General features: G+C 45.7%; 20 protein-coding genes. 13 read left to right on the plus strand and 7 right to left on the minus strand.

Annotated elements, in window-relative coordinates; all coding sequences use genetic code 11:
- Nucleotides 1-31: 31 nt before the first annotated feature.
- Genes C2755_RS09870 through rodA form a run of 5 tightly spaced genes read left to right on the plus strand, consistent with a single transcriptional unit; the run spans nucleotide 32 to nucleotide 5,605 of the window.
- Entirely contained in the window at nucleotides 32-1,075 is a 1,044-nt protein-coding gene (locus tag C2755_RS09870; RefSeq protein WP_068319852.1) for a rod shape-determining protein, read from the plus strand.
- A 24-nt stretch (nucleotides 1,076-1,099) separates the two neighbouring features.
- Nucleotides 1,100-2,035, plus strand: a complete 936-nt coding sequence (gene mreC / locus C2755_RS09875) for a rod shape-determining protein MreC (RefSeq protein ID WP_215321164.1) — start codon at nucleotides 1,100-1,102, stop codon at nucleotides 2,033-2,035.
- Nucleotides 2,032-2,556 (plus strand): rod shape-determining protein MreD, encoded by a 525-nt coding sequence (gene mreD, locus C2755_RS09880; RefSeq protein WP_215321165.1) that lies wholly within the window; start codon nucleotides 2,032-2,034, stop codon nucleotides 2,554-2,556. The genes mreC and mreD overlap by 4 nt, the downstream gene beginning before the upstream one ends.
- A gap of 8 nt (nucleotides 2,557-2,564) precedes the next feature.
- On the plus strand, nucleotides 2,565-4,472 hold the full coding sequence (gene mrdA, locus C2755_RS09885) for a penicillin-binding protein 2 (RefSeq protein ID WP_215321166.1): 1,908 nt from the start codon (nucleotides 2,565-2,567) through the stop codon (nucleotides 4,470-4,472).
- Nucleotides 4,454-5,605: a rod shape-determining protein RodA gene (rodA, locus tag C2755_RS09890; protein ID WP_215321167.1), complete on the plus strand. Its 1,152-nt coding sequence runs from the start codon at nucleotides 4,454-4,456 to the stop codon at nucleotides 5,603-5,605. Before mrdA ends, rodA begins: the two co-directional genes overlap by 19 nt.
- An 89-nt stretch (nucleotides 5,606-5,694) precedes the next feature.
- Here the strand turns inward: rodA and C2755_RS09895 are convergent, their stop codons facing one another.
- Nucleotides 5,695-6,015 carry an HU family DNA-binding protein gene (locus tag C2755_RS09895; protein ID WP_011903860.1) on the minus strand — a complete coding sequence of 107 codons (321 nt, stop codon included), beginning with the start codon at nucleotides 6,013-6,015 and terminating at the stop codon, nucleotides 5,695-5,697.
- A gap of 77 nt (nucleotides 6,016-6,092) precedes the next feature.
- Nucleotides 6,093-6,458, minus strand: coding sequence for a hypothetical protein (locus C2755_RS09900; RefSeq protein WP_072582885.1), 366 nt, complete (start codon nucleotides 6,456-6,458; stop codon nucleotides 6,093-6,095).
- 157 nt (nucleotides 6,459-6,615) lie between these two features.
- Between C2755_RS09900 and C2755_RS09905 the strand changes: the two genes are divergently transcribed.
- Nucleotides 6,616-7,512, plus strand: coding sequence for an aspartyl/asparaginyl beta-hydroxylase domain-containing protein (locus tag C2755_RS09905; RefSeq protein WP_215322369.1), 897 nt, complete (start codon nucleotides 6,616-6,618; stop codon nucleotides 7,510-7,512).
- Nucleotides 7,513-7,527: 15 nt separating this feature from the next.
- On the opposite strand, the gene C2755_RS09910 is transcribed toward C2755_RS09905, so the two are convergent.
- Complete coding sequence (locus C2755_RS09910; RefSeq protein WP_215321168.1) at nucleotides 7,528-7,824, minus strand: DUF167 domain-containing protein; 297 nt, start codon at nucleotides 7,822-7,824, stop codon at nucleotides 7,528-7,530.
- Between the two features lie 22 nt (nucleotides 7,825-7,846).
- Here C2755_RS09910 and can point away from each other — a divergent pair, with 22 nt between their 5' ends.
- Genes can through C2755_RS09930 form a run of 4 tightly spaced genes read left to right on the plus strand, consistent with a single transcriptional unit; the run spans nucleotide 7,847 to nucleotide 11,619 of the window.
- Nucleotides 7,847-8,518 carry a carbonate dehydratase gene (can, locus tag C2755_RS09915; protein ID WP_215321169.1) on the plus strand — a complete coding sequence of 224 codons (672 nt, stop codon included), beginning with the start codon at nucleotides 7,847-7,849 and terminating at the stop codon, nucleotides 8,516-8,518.
- A gap of 1 nt (nucleotide 8,519) precedes the next feature.
- Nucleotides 8,520-9,419, plus strand: coding sequence for a lipid A biosynthesis acyltransferase (locus C2755_RS09920; RefSeq protein ID WP_215321170.1), 900 nt, complete (start codon nucleotides 8,520-8,522; stop codon nucleotides 9,417-9,419).
- A 25-nt stretch (nucleotides 9,420-9,444) separates the two neighbouring features.
- The gene (locus C2755_RS09925) at nucleotides 9,445-10,197 is read left to right on the plus strand and encodes a metallophosphoesterase (RefSeq protein WP_215321171.1); all 753 of its coding nucleotides are present in this window, start codon (nucleotides 9,445-9,447) and stop codon (nucleotides 10,195-10,197) included.
- Nucleotides 10,198-10,200: 3 nt separating this feature from the next.
- Complete coding sequence (locus tag C2755_RS09930) at nucleotides 10,201-11,619, plus strand: protein kinase (protein ID WP_215321172.1); 1,419 nt, start codon at nucleotides 10,201-10,203, stop codon at nucleotides 11,617-11,619.
- Between the two features lie 3 nt (nucleotides 11,620-11,622).
- Here the strand turns inward: C2755_RS09930 and C2755_RS09935 are convergent, their stop codons facing one another.
- The gene (locus C2755_RS09935) at nucleotides 11,623-12,951 is read right to left on the minus strand and encodes a dicarboxylate/amino acid:cation symporter (RefSeq protein ID WP_215321173.1); all 1,329 of its coding nucleotides are present in this window, start codon (nucleotides 12,949-12,951) and stop codon (nucleotides 11,623-11,625) included.
- 100 nt (nucleotides 12,952-13,051) lie between these two features.
- Here C2755_RS09935 and C2755_RS09940 point away from each other — a divergent pair, with 100 nt between their 5' ends.
- Complete coding sequence (locus C2755_RS09940) at nucleotides 13,052-13,789, plus strand: pseudouridine synthase (protein WP_215321174.1); 738 nt, start codon at nucleotides 13,052-13,054, stop codon at nucleotides 13,787-13,789.
- Between the two features lie 57 nt (nucleotides 13,790-13,846).
- Nucleotides 13,847-15,475, plus strand: coding sequence for a peptide chain release factor 3 (locus C2755_RS09945; RefSeq protein WP_215322370.1), 1,629 nt, complete (start codon nucleotides 13,847-13,849; stop codon nucleotides 15,473-15,475).
- A gap of 22 nt (nucleotides 15,476-15,497) precedes the next feature.
- On the opposite strand, the gene C2755_RS09950 is transcribed toward C2755_RS09945, so the two are convergent.
- Both C2755_RS09950 and C2755_RS09955 read right to left on the minus strand, forming a co-directional pair.
- Nucleotides 15,498-15,743 carry a hypothetical protein gene (locus C2755_RS09950; RefSeq protein WP_215321175.1) on the minus strand — a complete coding sequence of 82 codons (246 nt, stop codon included), beginning with the start codon at nucleotides 15,741-15,743 and terminating at the stop codon, nucleotides 15,498-15,500.
- A gap of 22 nt (nucleotides 15,744-15,765) precedes the next feature.
- Entirely contained in the window at nucleotides 15,766-16,002 is a 237-nt protein-coding gene (locus C2755_RS09955) for a DUF2798 domain-containing protein (RefSeq protein WP_215321176.1), read from the minus strand.
- 128 nt (nucleotides 16,003-16,130) lie between these two features.
- Between C2755_RS09955 and C2755_RS09960 the strand changes: the two genes are divergently transcribed.
- On the plus strand, nucleotides 16,131-16,313 hold the full coding sequence (locus tag C2755_RS09960; RefSeq protein ID WP_072582586.1) for a hypothetical protein: 183 nt from the start codon (nucleotides 16,131-16,133) through the stop codon (nucleotides 16,311-16,313).
- Nucleotides 16,314-16,365: 52 nt separating this feature from the next.
- Here the strand turns inward: C2755_RS09960 and C2755_RS09965 are convergent, their stop codons facing one another.
- Nucleotides 16,366-17,238 carry a DMT family transporter gene (locus C2755_RS09965; RefSeq protein ID WP_251368477.1) on the minus strand — a complete coding sequence of 291 codons (873 nt, stop codon included), beginning with the start codon at nucleotides 17,236-17,238 and terminating at the stop codon, nucleotides 16,366-16,368.
- Nucleotides 17,239-17,293: the final 55 nt, after the last annotated feature.

A 17,293-nucleotide genomic window follows, 5' to 3' on the forward strand; every position in this document is an offset into this window, starting at 1 on the left:
TCATTAACACTTTCTATTTTCCCACTACATCATGTTTGGTTTTTTCCGCAGCTACTTTTCCAATGACCTAGCCATCGACCTAGGAACCGCTAACACCTTAATTTATATGCGTGAGCGGGGTATTGTCCTCGATGAACCTTCTGTTGTGGCAATTCGCCAAGAAGGTGGGCCAAACGGCAAAAAGACCATTTTGGCCGTCGGCAAAGAGGCAAAAGCGATGTTGGGTCGTGTTCCAGGGAATATTGAGGCCATTCGCCCAATGAAGGATGGCGTTATCGCTGACTTCACCATCACCGAACAAATGCTCAAGCAATTTATCAAACTTGTGCATGAAAGCAAATTATTAAAGCCAAGTCCACGCATCATCATTTGCGTTCCTTGCGGATCTACCCAAGTTGAACGTCGTGCGATTCGCGAATCTGCATTAGGCGCTGGGGCATCACAAGTATTTCTGATTGAAGAACCAATGGCAGCTGCAATTGGTTCTGGCTTGCCTGTCTCAGAAGCTGCGGGTTCGATGGTTGTCGACATCGGCGGCGGTACAACTGAAGTTGGCGTCATGTCATTAGGTGGCATGGTTTACAAAGGCTCTGTTCGTGTTGGTGGCGATAAGTTTGATGAAGCGATTACCAATTACATTCGTCGTAACTACGGGATGTTGATTGGTGAACAAACTGCTGAGCTGATTAAAAAAACGATTGGCTCAGCTTTCCCTGGCGCTGAAGTGCGCGAGATGGAAGTAAAGGGTCGCAATCTTTCTGAAGGTATCCCACGTAGCTTCACCGTTACTAGCAACGAAATTCTGGAAGCGTTGACTGATCCATTGAATCAAATCGTGACTGCGGTAAAAGCAGCTCTCGAGCAAATTCCACCAGAGTTGGCGTCCGATATTGCTGAACGCGGCATGATGCTTACTGGCGGCGGAGCCTTATTGCGCGACCTCGATCGCCTCTTGCTTGAAGAAACTGGTTTGCCAATTCATGTGGCAGAAGATCCCTTAACTTGCGTGGCTCGTGGTTGCGGTATCGCACTCGAGCGCATGGATAAGTTAGGCGGAGTGTTCTCGCACGAGTAAGCAACATACACGTCGACCAGGGAATTGCAACATAGCGCTCCACCACTTTTCAGACAGGGCATTCCGGCCTTACTTAAACTGATTGTCTGTCTGTCGATCAGCATCGCTCTGATGCTGATCGATTTTCGTTTCAAAGCACTCGACCCCATTCGCAATAATGTCAACTGGATTTTGCGTCCTCTTGAATATGTGATGATGGCACCGCGTAACGCCTTCGAAGCAACATCAGAATATTTCACCACCCGATCAACTCTTGATCAAGAAAACCAAGTAATGAAAGTACGTCAAGCAGAGCTTTCTTTGCTGGCAAATCAATCTGAATTTTTGATGGTGGAAAACCAAAACCTGCGCGAGCTTATGACTTTGCAAAAACAGGTTCCATTCAAAACATTACCGGCAGAAATTCTATTTAATCCACCCAATCCAATCTCGCAGCGCATCGTAATCAATCGTGGCAGCAATGATGGCCTAAAGCTTGGCAATCCGATTGCCAATGATTCTGGCATTTTGGGTCAAGTGGTTCGCCTCTATGAGCGCTCTGCCGAGGTTTCCCTGCTGGAAGACCGTGATTTTGCGGTTCCAGTTCAAGTGGCCCGCAACGGCCTTCGTGCGGCTGTATTTGGCGCGGGGCGTGGCAATCCATTGGAGCTACGCTATTTACCGGTAGCCAGCGATTTGGAGGTTGGCGATATTTTGCTGACCTCGGGCATTGATGGCGTTTACCCCCCAGGGTTTGCAGTAGCAGTGATTAGCAAAATAGAGCGCAATGTTGATAAGAACTCTTCTAACGTCTTTTGTGATCCCGTTGCGGCAGTAAATCGCTATCGTCAAGCGCTTGCACTGTTGTACGATCCGCAACTTGATGCCAAAGCGGCAACTGTAAATAGCAAATCCACTTCTGGTGCACCACTAAGCAATACACCCGGCAGACGCCAAACGCGTGCGCGAGGTATGCAATGATCGATTTCCAGAGCGGCTATATTCTGCGCCCGGTAAATCCGGTCTTCATTTATTTCAGCTTATTTTGTGCGCTGCTATTAAACCTATTGCCCATTGGTAATTACGGTTGGGTGCCAGATTGGTTAATCCTGTGTATTGTGTTTTGGAACATTCATCAACATCGCTATGTCAGCGTCATCACCGCCTTCATTTTGGGCTTGATGATCGATGTACATAATTCCGATTTATTAGGATTGCACGCCTTTAGTTACTCTCTGGTCGCCTACCTTGCTATCTCATGGCACAGGCGCATTGTGGCTCTGACCGTTCTTTCCCAAGCCCTGCACCTACTCCCCATCTTCTTATTGGTATCGCTATTTCCTGTGCTGGCGCACTGGCTGCTCAGCGGTGAACTCTATTGGTGGGCTTTAACAGGTGCGATCCAGGCTTTGATTGAAGCAATGCTTTGGCCGCTAGCCACCCGCATCCTGCTTGCGCCGCAACGTCGCCCTATAGATGTTGATCACAATCGACCCCTTTAAGAAGCGGCATGGTTTCTTTTAAAAAACCGGATCTCGACTCTTTTCAAGAGCGCATTCATATTGCGACTCTATTTGTCACGTTTTGCTTTTTACTACTCATCACCCGTCTTGTATGGCTACAACTAGTAAGCCACGGAAAATACGCACTTCTGGCTGAAAGCAATCGCATTGCCTTGGTTCCAGCGCCAGCAAATCGTGGGCTCATTATTGATCGCAATGGCATCGTTATTGGTCGAAATTATTCTGCCCTTACCTTGGATGTGAATGCTGAAGAAGTCAAAGGGAACGTAGATCAGCTCATCAACGATCTTTCTGAAATCGTTGCTATTTCGCCTCGGGATCGTCGCAATTTCAAGCGCTCCCTGGAGGATTCTCGAAATATGGGCACTTTCCCTCTGCGCTCCATGCTCAACGAGACCGAAACCGCCCGGTTTATGGCCAATCGCTATCGCTTTCCTGGGGTAGAAATCCGGGCTAGAAGCTTTCGGGAGTATCCATACAACGAATTAGCCTCCCACCTGATTGGCTATATTGGCCGCGTTTCGCAACGTGACAAAGAGCGCATGCAGACTGAAATTGAGGGCGCCAAGGCCGATGATCCCGATGCTTTGCAGGCTTCTTTTTTGCGTGGCATTCAGTACGTAGGCAAGATTGGTTTAGAGCAAAGCTATGAAAATGTTTTGCGTGGCGTGCCTGGTTACGATCAAGTAGAAATTACTGCGGGCGGCAAACCGGTGCGTACACTTTCAAGCTCCCCTTCAGTTCCCGGCAAAAATGTAGTTCTCTCCGTTGATATCAAGCTCCAATATTTAGTTGAGCAACTATATGGAAATTTTCGCGGTGCATTTGTGGCCATTGAACCAGCGACAGGTGATGTATTGGCTTTTGTCTCTAAGCCCAACTTCAATCCGAATGATTTTGTGGAAGGCATTGATTCGGTGACTTGGAAAGAGTTGAATGACTCTCCACAGAAGCCGCTCTATAACCGCCCACTGAAAGGAATCTATCCACCCGGATCTACTTACAAACCTTTCATGGCATTAGCCGCTTTAGAAAATAAAAAGCGTACTCCATCACAAACAATTTCGGATCCTGGCTACTTTGACTTTGGCAACCACACCTTCCGGGACGATAAAAAAGGTGGTCACGGAATTGTCGATATGCAAAAGTCGATTGTTGAATCTTGTGACACGTATTACTACATGCTTGCTCGAGACATGGGGGTAAACATGATTGCCGATTTTATGAAGCCATTGGGCTTTGGTCAAATCACTGGCATTGATTTACAAGGCGAAGCAAGAGGTGTTTTGCCATCCACCGAGTGGAAGAAAAATACTTTCAAAAAACCTGAGCAGCAAAAATGGTACGAGGGTGAAACTATTTCCCTGGGTATTGGACAGGGTTACAACGCTTTCACAATTTTGCAATTAGCCCATGCCATGGCAAACGTAGCTAATAACGGAATTGTGATGAAGCCCCACTTAGTCAAAGCCATTGAAGATCCATTTACTCGCAACAGAGTACTGACAACTCCAAAAGAAAGTTATCGCATCGATCTCAATGCTGAGAATATTGAAGTGATTAAGAAGGCCATGGTCGAGGTTAATAACTCCGGCACATCTGCCGCAGCATTTAAAGGCACTGGATATCAAGTGGGTGGGAAAACTGGAACTGCGCAGGTATTTAGCTTGAACTCCAAAGATTACAAGCATGGATCCACAGCAGAATTTTTGCGCGACCATGCCTTGTATATCGCATTTGCTCCAGCGGATAAACCAACCATTGTGATTGCAATGGTTGTAGAGAACGCAGGCTTCGGCGCACAGTATGCTGCTCCGATTGCACGTCAAGCATTGGACTACTACATTGAGGGCAAGTGGCCCAAGGAGGTTCCTGAATGGAAAAGAGCCCCTTAATCAAAGTTAAAGTATTTTTCTCCAGCATCTTCGCTGGTTTAGACCGCCAGCTAGGCCTTATTCTGCTTGGCTTAGCGGCTGTTGGCTTTTGTACTTTTTTATCTGCAAGTCAAAATACTCCCGTACAAATTACAGATGAATTGCGCAACCTCGCACTCTCGTTTTTAGTGATGTGGATCGTTTCACGTATTCCACCTAAGTGGTTGGAGATGGGTGCAGTTTGGATTTATGGATTTGGTGTTGCCCTCTTAATAGCAGTAGCCGCATTCGGACTCATTAAAAAGGGTGCTCGTCGCTGGCTCAATATTGGAGTTGTCATTCAGCCATCGGAGATCATGAAGATTGCAATGCCACTGATGCTTGCTTGGTACTTTCAAAAGCGAGAAGGCATTCAAAAATCTTGGGACTATGGTATTGCTACTGTGATCTTAGCGATACCAGTTTTTTTAATTGCACGCCAACCGGACCTGGGAACGGCGCTACTCGTTTTTGCGGCAGGACTATACGTCATCATCTTGGCGGGCCTACCGTGGAAATGGATACTGCCGTTTGTTGGCTTGGGTGTTATTGGTATTTTGTTAATCATTATTTTTGGCGGCACTATTTGTGCCCATGATGTAGTGTGGCCATTTGTGCACGACTATCAAAAGCATCGCATATGCACTCTGCTAGATCCGACTAGCGACCCACTTGGAAAGGGCTTTCATACCATTCAATCCATGATTGCAATTGGCTCTGGCGGATTCTTTGGCAAAGGTTGGTTCCAAGGAACGCAAGCACATCTAGAATTTATTCCAGAAAAACATACTGACTTTGTCTTTGCAGTTTTCTCTGAGGAATTTGGCTTATTGGGTAATCTGATATTGATTGCCTTGTTCTTCGCGCTCATTAAAAGAGGTTTAGCGATCTCGGCGAGCGGGCCAAACTTATTTACGCGTCTCTTAGGTGCGTCAGTGACTTTAATTTTCTTTACCTATGCATTTGTCAACATTGGCATGGTGAGTGGTCTCTTGCCAGTAGTTGGTGTGCCACTTCCATTTATTAGTTATGGTGGCACTGCATTAGTGACACTTGGCTTTGGCGCAGGGATATTAATGAGCATCCATCGTCACCGTCGTTTAGTGCAAAGCTAACTCAGCTTAGTGTTGCATCTGATTGATTGAGATTTTTGAAGGAATAAAAAAGCCCGGCATGCCGGGCTTTTTTATCAACAAAGGAAGAATTACTTCTTACGCTTGTTAACTGAATCTTTAAATGCTTTACCAGCAGAAAACTTAACAGTTTTTGCAGCAGCAATTTTGAGTGGCTCGCCAGTTTTTGGGTTACGACCCATACGTGCTGCACGTTTGCCAGAAGCAAAAGTACCAAAGCCGATCAGTTGTACTGAGTCACCTTTAGTAACAGCTTTGATAATTGTGTCGATTGCAGAATTCAATGCGAATTCAGCTTTGGCTTTAGAAATCTCCGCGTCGTCAGCAATCGCTGCGATTAGTTCGGCTTTGTTCAAGTGAAGCTCCTTATAGATATTGATGTCAGCGCACATTACGCTTACATGATTTTAACCACAAAAAATTACAAAAATAAAGTTGCGTTACAGCAATTTTTTACTACGACTACAAATTACTCATCCAAAACAGTAATATCAGAAACAAAATACTCGGTATCGCCAAAACAGGTAGTTGGCAAACCAATGTGTTGCTCATACTTTAGGGCCACCTTTTTACCTAAATTAGCATTGATTTTTTGCGCCACAGCATCTTCGCGCACCGTAAAGAAGAATTTTTCTGACATCGTGCCCGGCATAGAAACCATGGCTAATTCGCCTTCCCAAGTTTTGCATACGTAACCGCGATTAGAGAATTTCTGGACATACCCTGCACGCTCACCACTGCCATAGCTCCAAGTTAGCATTCCCCATGTATAGACTGAAATACCCACTAACCCAATTAAAACAAGGCTTAAGAGCCACTTTATAAAGCTATTCATAAGATCATCCTTAGCAAAACTCCACATAAACCCTAGGCCGGTTTTCAAACCCTCTGCTTGAAGTATATGAGCATCCAAGCATAAGAAATAGTCAATTTAGATCTGATATACAAATTAAAATATTAATAATTACCTCACTTAGACAAAACTCATGGAAATTCGCCACATCATCTTTTTTATTTTTATTGCATCGGCCGTTTACGTCTATTTCAGAGGAAAGATTCGTTTTGGAGTCGTTAGATCCCTTACCGACTACCAAGTGCTTTTGGCTCCCGTAAATGCACTTTTGTATTTATTTTCAAAAGTAAAACCTGGTGCTTTTATTCCAGTAAGCCAATTTCCTGAAATGCAGCCCATCCAAGATAACTGGGAAATGATTCGACAAGAAGCGCTTTCACTGCAGGAAGGTGGCTCTATTGCTGCGGCAACTGGATACAACGATATTGGCTTTAACTCCTTTTTTCGCACTGGATGGAAGCGTTTTCACCTCTGCTGGTATGGAAAAGAAGTGCCCTCGGCCCAAGCAGGTTGCCCCAAAACGGTTGCACTGCTTAAATCAATACCCTCGGTCAAGGCTGCCATGTTCGCCTCTCTGCCGCCTGGAGCAACGCTGGTGCGCCATCGTGACCCCTATGCAGGCTCCTTGCGCTATCACATTGGCCTAGCGACTCCCAACGATCCCAAATGTTTTATTGATGTGGATGGAGAGCGTTATTTCTGGAAAGATGGCGAAGCGGTCATGTTTGATGAAACTTACATTCATTTCGCTGCCAATGAAACAGATCAGCAAAGAATCATCTTATTTTGCGATGTCGAACGCCCGGTTCACACTAAGGCAGTCGCTCTATTTAATCGCTGGTTTGGGCGGTATGTCATGAGCGCTGCATCATCTCAAAATGTTGAAGGCGAGAAAATAGGCTTTGTAAATATTCTGTTTACCTATTTTTACCATCTCCGCGCACAAGCCAAAAAGCTCAAAGCAAAACATCGCTCAGTTTATTACGTAGGTAAGTGGGTGCTTATTTTGGGAATCTTATGGGCAATATTTTGGTAAGCGCCGACCTTTAAATCAAGGGCTCAACAACTGCACAATTTGCTCGGGACTAATAGGCCCCCAAATTTCTACTCGTTTCTTGCGGCTATTCTGGCCAGAAACGAATTGAATTTGTTTTTGAGGCACTCTTAATTGCTTAGAAAGCCAGGCTAATAAGAGCTCGTTAGCCTTATTTTCTAAGGCAGGTGCCTGTAAAGAAATCTTTAAGCAACCATCATGCAGGCCAACGACCTTGGTCACCTTGGCTCCTGGCTGGCAATGTAAATTTAAGGTAATTCCGGTGGGGGTTTGTTTTAACCAATTGGGCATCATTAAAGTACTTTAAACTGAAAGCATGACGATGAAGAATTCTCAAGCGCTAGAACAGCTATTTGCCAATAATCGTACCTGGGCCGAAAGCATGGTGGCGGAAGATGCCAATTTCTTTAAGCGCCTCGTTTCTCAACAAGCCCCTGAATATCTATGGATTGGTTGCTCCGATAGTCGAGTGCCAGCGAATGAAATCGTGAACCTACTACCTGGTGAATTATTCGTTCACCGAAATGTTGCAAATGTAGTTGTTCACACCGATTTAAATTGTTTATCCGTTATCCAATTTGCGATTGACCTTCTCAAGGTCAAACACATCCTGGTAGTCGGCCACTATGGTTGCTCAGGCGTCCATGCAGCACTAACTGATAAACGCATAGGCCTTGCAGATAACTGGTTGCGTCACGTTAAGGATGTGCATCAAAAACATGGGCGGTATTTAGGCGAGACTATTCCAACCCCTAAGCGTCAAGATCGCCTTTGCGAACTCAATGTCATTGAGCAAGTAGTTAACGTATGCGAAACAACCATCGTGCAAGATGCTTGGGCACGCGGGCAAGATCTCACTGTTCATGGCTGGGCTTATCGCCTTGAAACTGGCCTAGTAAATGATTTGGGAATGTCAAGTAGCTCTATTGAAGAAATGGCAGAGCGCTATGCTAAATCCGTAAAGCGTTACGAATCAGAGCAAAACTAATTTGCTGAAGTCTTTCTCCAATCAAGTAGTCGTCGTTCTACTCAAGCTGCTTACCCTTTTGCCATACAGGCTTCTGGTTGCGCTGGGCTACGGCCTTGGATATATTGCGGCTCGAATTCCAAGCGATAGAAGTCGAGTGGTCAAAACAAATCTCCATTTATGCTTTCCAAAACTAAGTGCAGCTGAAATCGACAGTCTTGCCAAAGAGCACTGGCGATTGCTTGGGCGTAGTCTGGTAGAGAAAAGCATTATCTGGTGTGGCAGCTCTAAACAACTGAGCAATATGATTGAGGTGAAGTCAGCGGTTGATCTCTCAAGCAAGAAACCGCGCATTTTAGTAAACATGCATTTCACAGGGATTGAGGGCAGCATTATTTTGAGCGCGCTCTCTAAAACAAAACATTGGCCGCGTACTTCAGGATTTTTCCAGAGAATGAAGAATCCATTTTTTAATAAACGAATTGTGGAATGGCGTAATCGCTTTGGTGGAAATTCAATTGATCGCCAAGGCAATGCAAAAGCGATCATCAGAGAAATTCGTAATGGAGACTTCATCATCATTGCGCCGGATCTTGATTTAGGCCTTAAGGATTCTGAATTTGTGCCATTTTTTGGAATTCAAACAAATACCATCACCACCATTTCTCGCTTAGCAAAAATTACTGGCGCAGACGTATGCTTAATGACCACCACATTAAAAGCAGATGAGTCAGGTTACCTTTGCGAAATTGGGAAGCCTTTAGAGAATTTTCCTGGGGCAGACCCCAAGTCAGACACCGCACGCCTTAATCAATGCTTTGAGGAAGAAATTCGACTTCGGCCGGCGGAATACTACTGGGTTCACAAGCGCTTTAAAAATCGCCCAGATAATGGTCCGAGCCCCTATAACCCTTCTAACTAGGGGCCTTTTGTCCTATCATTAAGAGATGACTGAACGTATTGGGCTATTTGCCGATCTCCACAGCAATTTAGAAGCTTTTGATGCCTGCATGGCTCGCGCCGAGGAACTTGGCGTTACTCGCATGGTGTTTCTGGGTGATCTCGTGGGTTATAACGCTGATCCTGTTGCGCTGCTTGAACGCGTTGCCGCGCTCGTAGAAAACAAAAAAGCGATTGCCATTCTTGGCAACCATGATGAGGCTGTTTTTAAAGATAGCCGCAATCAAATGAACGCCAGTGCCAATGCCGCCATTGAGTGGACTAAATCTCAACTAAATAATGACCATGTAGGCTTTCTTAAAAATCTTCCTCTGATGGTTCAAGAAGATCAGATTTGTTTTGTGCATGCCTCCGCTTACAATCCAGCAGAGTGGAATTACATTACTGACAGCATGAGTGCATGGCGTTGTGTACAAAGCTCTGGGAAAAACTACACTTTTGTTGGTCATGCGCATGAGCAAGCGCTTTTTTATCAAAGCGCTGTTGGGAAACTCATTCGATTTGCACCACACCCTGGTGATGAAATTCCGGTACTACCTCATCGCCAATGGGTAGGTGTTGTCGGCTCTCTTGGTCAGCCCAGAGATGGCAATCCAGAAGCCTGCTTTGCTGTTTTTGAGCCCGCTTCAGAAGTGCTTACATTTCATCGTACGCCCTACGATCACTATACTGCCGCAGAGAAAGTACGTCGCGCTGGCCTGCCAGAAGACCTGGCAAACCGCCTCATCACTGGCAAATAAACAATGCCAATCAATACCGACATTCAAGCAGTAGACGATATATTTCAAGAAGGCAAAGTAGTAGATGGATTTGTCTTAGGCAAGGAAGTTCACCGCGGTGGAATGGCTAGTCTTTTTTCAGCAACTAAAGAGGGAATAAATGTCCCTATCTTGCTAAAAATCCCGCGTGTTGGCAGAGATCAACCGGTTGAAAGTTTGATTGGCTTTGAAACCGAACTCACCATCCTGCGGTCCCTAAAAAGTCCTTATGTTCCTCAATATTTAGGTTCGGGCAATATGGCCACGCGTCCTTATATTGCAATGGAAAGGGTTGGGGGCCGGCCATTAGAGGATTACATCAAAGAAGGCAAGGTATTTACGATTGATGAGGTAGTGCGCATTGGCGCAGATTTGGCGCAAGCCGTTCAATCACTTCACTCGCAGGACGCCATTCATCTCGACGTCAAACCTGAAAATATTTTGATTGATGAGAAGGGAAAGTTAACGCTCATTGATTTTGGTTTGTCGCACCACGCTCGATACCCAGACTTGCTTGCAGAAGAGATGCGAAAAGGTATCGGCTCTGCACCTTATATTTCTCCTGAACAAGTAGCCGGTATTCGCTCTGATTCGCGAAGTGATATTTTTTCTATTGGCGTGATCATGTACGAGCTGCTGACTGGCGAACTGCCATTTGGCAACCCCCAAACAATGAGTGGTCTACGCAAACGGATGTGGGCAGAACCCTTTCCACCACGCGCTATTCGCAGAGAAATTCCTCGCTGGTTACAAGAGGTAGTACTGAGATGTCTAGAGCCACGCGCTGCCGATCGCTATCAAAGCGCTGCGCGTTTACGTCAAGTATTGCGAGACCCCGAGGGCGTTACGCTCACCGAACGCGCCGACCGTGTTGAGCCACCTAGCTTTTGGGAAAACCTCAAAGGCATGTTCAAAGCCGCTGGTTACGAGCCCTCTCCCAGCCCCCGGCCTAGTATGGGCAGCCTTGATGCACCCCTCATGATTGCTGCGATAGATACACGTCAATCCGATGAAGCTCTGCGTGAGCGCATGCAAATTACGGCAAAAAATTTATTACAGGCCCATCCTGAAAGTCGCCTAATTTGCTTGAGCACGATTGCCAGCACACCAACCTATGAAGGCAATCATGAAAGTCAAACAGCTAGCGGCATCGTCCGCGGCCACTTAGTACAGCTGATGGAGTGGGCTAAGCCACTCAAATTACCGCCCGAAAGAATTTCCTATCATGTACTTGAGGCACTTGATCCCGCCTCTCGAATCGTTGAATTTGCCAAAGACAATGATGCCTCCCTCATTTTGATTGGAGCATCACATAAGCTACCTAATAAGGTAACGCCTTGGAGAACCTCAATGACCAAAATCGTCGAAGAGGCTCCCTGTAGCGTTCACATTGTGCGCACTTAATTCTCAGCGCATTTTGTCCTGCTTTTGATCTAAGATTAGTTCCGGCTCTTGTGCCTCAATCCAATTGTCGCGATTTAGCACACTAGTTAATTGCTTTTGGTCTAGCTCGCCAGTCCACTTAGCAACCACAATCGTAGCCACACCATTGCCAACTAAATTCGTCAGCGCTCGTGCTTCAGACATAAAGCGGTCGATGCCCAAGATGATGGCTAAACCAGCAACAGGAACATCTCCGACAGCAGAAAGAGTAGCTGCCAAAACGATAAATCCACTACCAGTAACACCCGCTGCACCTTTAGACGTCAGCAACAGCACCAGCAAGAGTGTGACCTCCTGCATGAGTGTCATTGGCGTATTGGTTGCTTGTGCGATAAATACTGCGGCCATTGTTAGATAAATAGAAGTACCGTCTAAGTTGAATGAATAACCCGCTGGAATAACGAGGCCAACACAAGTTTTCTTGGCGCCCAACAGCTCCATTTTTTCCATCATGCGTGGCAAGACGGATTCGGATGATGAAGTACCTAAAACAATTAACAACTCTTCTTTAATGTAGCGCACGAATTTAAAAATATTGAACCCATTAATTCGCGCGATGATTCCTAAGACAATGAACACAAAGAGCAGGCAGGTTAAATAAAACGCGCCCATGAGTTTGCCCAAAGAGAACAAGGAGACTATGCCGTATTTGCCAATAGTGAATGACATTGCGCCGAATGCGCCAATAGGCGCGAACTTCATAATCACACCAATCATGTCAAAAAGAACATGGGATGTTTTTTCAATTAAGTCGAACACCATAGTTCCACGACCACCGAACTTATGCAATGCAAATCCAAACAAGATTGCAATAAAAAGGACCTGCAAAATTTCACCCTTAGCAAATGCATCAACCGCACTGCTCGGGATAATGTTCATTAAGAAATCCGTAGTAGTGCCCATTTTTCCGGGCCCGGTATACGCAGCAATTCCTTTGGTGTCTAAGCTTGCTGGATCGATGTTCATGCCAGCGCCTGGCTGAAGCACATTTACCACAACCAAGCCGACCATCAAAGCAATCGTGCTCACAATCTCAAAGTACAACAGTGCTAGCCCACCAGTTTTGCCTACCTTCTTCATGTCTTCCATGCCGGCAATACCGAGAACCACCGTACAAAAAATAATGGGGGCAATTAACATCTTGATGCCTTTAATAAAGGCATCTCCAAATGGTTTCATTTCCGTACCCAAGCTTGGGTAAAAGTGGCCCAGTAGAACGCCAATTACAACAGCTGTAAGTACTTGAAAATAAAGGATTTTATAGATTGGTGGTTTTTTTAATGCAACAGTCATTTGGTCATCCTTTATTAAATTATGAGCAGGCGTTTTTATTTCGTCTGCCCTCATATTAACTCCAGGCCAGTATTTAGCGCTGATACCGGATAATGCAAGCATGGAAGAAAAAGTACGCGTCTCAAAATTACTCTCTGAGCTTGGCCTTTGCTCCCGTCGTGAAGCGGATTCATATATTGAGCAAGGCTTAGTCACAGTAGATGGCGAAGTGGTGAATGAATTAGGTGTTCGCGCCTACCGTCATCAAAAAATTGAGTTGCAATCTGGCGCCAAAGCACAGCAAGCCTCTCGCATTACCGTCATTCTAAATAAACCCGTTGGCTATATTTCTCACTATGACGATGAGCAGGAATATCAACCGGCGGCTTCTTTGATTACCCCTGAAAACTACTTTGCCAGCCCGCTTGATAGAGGTAGAAGTCCTCGCTTTAACACGAAAGGGCTAGCACCGGCAGGCAGGCTAGATATTGACTCTACGGGCATGCTAGTTCTAACTCAAGATGGCCGCATTGCCAAATTATTGATTGGTGAAAACAGCCCAATCGAAAAAGAATATTTAGTGCGCGTAGAGGGGGCTCTCTCTTTTGAAGATTTAGATCGCTTAAAACATGGTCTCTCTCTTGATGGGGTAGAACTCAAGCCTGCACAGGTTAGCTGGCAGAATGAAGATCAGCTTCGCTTTGTGTTGCGTGAAGGTCGTAAGCGCCAAATTCGTCGAATGTGTGAGATGGTGGGCCTTAAAGTGATAGGTCTCAAACGCGTCAGAATGGGTCGCATCTCATTGGGGCCGCTTCCTCCCGGGCAATGGCGCTACGTAGGGGCTCATGAGCAGTTCTGAAGCACCTTGGCACGCTTATAATGGCCTCCGAACCTAGATACTCAACGCAGAATTATCATCGAAACTCTTACCTCCAGCACTCCAGGCGTAGAAGTACTTAGACGTCGCAGCTTTGCGATCATCTCCCACCCAGATGCGGGTAAAACTACGCTTACAGAAAAGTTACTGCTGTATGCGGGAGCCATTCAGATCGCAGGAAGTGTTAAAGCACGCAAAGCCAGCCGTCATGCAACATCTGACTGGATGGAAATTGAAAAGCAGCGCGGCATCTCTGTAGCAAGCTCGGTGATGCAAATGGAATACCGCGATTGCGTCATTAATTTATTAGATACGCCAGGCCACCAAGACTTCTCCGAGGACACCTATCGTGTGTTGACTGCGGTCGACTCCGCTCTCATGGTGATTGATGCGGCCAATGGTGTTGAATCTCAAACATTGCGCTTGCTTGAAGTTTGCCGTGCACGCAATACACCTATCGTGACATTCATTAATAAGATGGACCGCGAAGTTAAGCCTCCAATGGAATTAATGGATGAGATTGAAACTGCGCTTGGCATAGAAGTAGTGCCCTTCACTTGGCCAGTTGGCATGGGTAAATCCTTTGCTGGAGTGATTGATATCGCCCATGCTCGTATGCGCATGTTCAAAGCAGGTGAAGATCGCGTGACCGAAGACTCACATGCAGTAGTTGCTATAAATGATCCAGCCCTTAAAGAGCGTCTGGGCACAGACTTAGAAAATGCCCTGGCTGAAGTGGATCTGATCAAAGAAGCAATGCCAGCCTTTGATCTCGAAGCCTTTCTAGCTGGCCGCCAGTCACCGGTCTTCTTTGGTTCAGCCATCAACAATTTTGGTGTGCGCGAAATTCTCAATACATTGGTTGAGCTTGCACCATCGCCAGGCTCACGTAAAGCCTTGCAACGTGAGGTCAGCCCTGCCGAGAACAAGTTCTCAGCGGTTGTATTCAAGATTCAGGCCAACATGGATCCCGCACATCGTGACCGTGTAGCTTTTTTACGCATCTGTTCTGGCCATTTTCAGCGCGGTATGAAACTCAAGATTTGTCGCAACGGCAAAGAAGTTCGAACGAATAATGCGCTCTCTTTCTTATCGCAAAGACGCGATATTTTGGATGAGGCCTTTCCAGGCGACATCATTGGCTTGCCAAATCATGGCTTGCTGCGCTTGGGTGACACCTTAACCGAAGGTGAGCAATTGCAATTTACGGGGCTCCCATTCTTTGCACCAGAAATTTTCCGCATGGTTGAATCTGCCGACCCTTTGCGCTCTAAGCAACTGCGTACTGGACTGATGCAATTGGGTGAAGAGGGCGCTATTCAGGTCTTTAGGCCAATGGCTGGGGGCACCATGCTACTTGGCGCCTTTGGTCAACTTCAATTTGAGGTGGTAAGCCATCGCCTCCAAACTGAATACGGTGCAGAAGTGCGTCTTCTACCTGCCCGCTATAGCCTGGCTCGCTGGGTTAGCTCAGACGATCCTGTTGCCCTGAAAAAATTTACCCAAGAAAATATCCACCGTATGGCAGAAGACGTGGTGGGCGCATCCGTTTTCTTGGCATCACATAAATCAGAACTGGATGTTGCCCAACAACGTTGGGAGTCTATTCAATTCCATGCCCTCAGAGAGCATGCTGGCTTAATTTATCAATCCGATTTGGCAGGCTAATTCGTCCAGCGGTTGTACTAAATTAGCGTGTTGTTTTGCAATCAAAAACGACAACTAACTGCGTATCACTACTTCTAAACGAGGCAATCTTGCCGTACTGCGCACAATAGGCGCCGGCCTTCTGAGTTAATTGCTCAATTGATTCACCACTACTATTTAGAAAAGTAACGTGATTAGAATCTGATGCATCGGTATATACCGCAGCACAAGCGCTCAAAATAGATGCGCAACATATAGTCAAAATAGAAGACTTCATCAATACATTCATTTAATCATTCCTCATCTGTAAGCTAGAGCTTATTGAGCTCCAGCACCTTCATAATCTTTGCAGTGATTTTGCTAGCAAATGGCCTGTAAATCAGAATACAAACAATGGCCACTGGGTAAGCTACTGACCAAACTTCAAACCATACCCAGAAGAAATTTTCTGCAAGGCCAATACGAACAAATGTAGTAGCAAGCGTAATGCTTGAGGACATTAAGAATCCCATAACCAGGGCAAAAATGAGATTGGGTAGGCTGATCATGGCTACATCATAGCTTCTAGACTTGTTAACTGTTATTCTGGACTGTGATCACTATTGTGCGCCCTAGACAGGGGAATCTCTTGCGAAAGTCATTGAGATTCATCATTCCATTACCCTAGGAAAACTCCATGGCTGTAGGCCAAAATCAAAGAACCAGAAAAAATGACTCTATGCTCACCAAAACGGGAAAAGCGCGCTTAGGCCCCCTGAATACCGCTCAACTTACTAAGTTACTAGAATCGAGCACCAAACCCAAAGAGAAAAGCAAAATCTTGCGCGCACTCAGCAAACACAAAGTTGTTGCCGCATAATTAAATAGCCCCGTTTAATCGGGGCTTTTTAATTTCATGGTTACAAATAAAACTACGCTCTTTTTACCAACATTCTTTTCCCAAGGATGACAGTAGACACAACCAATATAGCAAAGATTAAATTCATCGCCGTGAGTGAATCGCCCAACAAAATACTTGCTGCTACTAAAGTGCAAAACGGCTGAATTAGCTGCACTTGACTGACGCGTGCAATGCCACCAATCGCAAGTCCCTCATACCAAAAAAAGAAGCCAAGAAACATGGGGAATAAACTTAGATAGACAAAGCTAGTCCATGCCACGGCATCCGCATGAATATATTCTGGGCTATAAGTGAACCAAGTCATTACAATATTCAGCGGCAAGGAAATGACCAAGGCCCAAGAAATGACCGCGCGTGGATTCATTTTTCTGGAGAGTTCGCCGCCCTCTACATAACCAATGCAAGCGCTAATCCCGCCAAGCACTAAAAGGCCATCAATATACGTAAAGCTGCCGGAACTCTTTAATAGAGCGTACAGAATGACTAAACCGGCGCCCAATAAAGATACCAGCCAGAACCCTAAGGAGGGACGCTCTTTAAAGCGCAGCACGCCAATAACGGTGGTAGCAAGCGGCATCATCCCCAAAATCACTGCCCCGTGTGAAGACGAACCTTGAGTCATTGCAACAGTGGTAAATATAGGAAAACCAAACACGACACCCAGGGCTATGACCACAAATTTCACGAAATCCACCCTAGTGGGTGTGCTCTCTTTTTTATAAGCAAGATAGGCGAGTGCAACTAGTCCTGCCAGGGTTGCTCTTCCGAAAGCAATGAAATACGGGTTAAAACTTAAAACAGCAATCTTACTTACTGGTAGCGTTAAGCTAAAAATTAGAATGCCAATAAAGCCAATTAGCATTCCCTTGCTTTCTTTATTCACCGTTGCCCTTTTTCTTGTGTTGTATTTATTGTATTAACAATCATCAAAGCATGAG

It is taken from the genome of Polynucleobacter sp. MWH-S4W17 (genome assembly GCF_018687535.1).
In the GTDB taxonomy this organism is placed as follows: domain Bacteria; phylum Pseudomonadota; class Gammaproteobacteria; order Burkholderiales; family Burkholderiaceae; genus Polynucleobacter.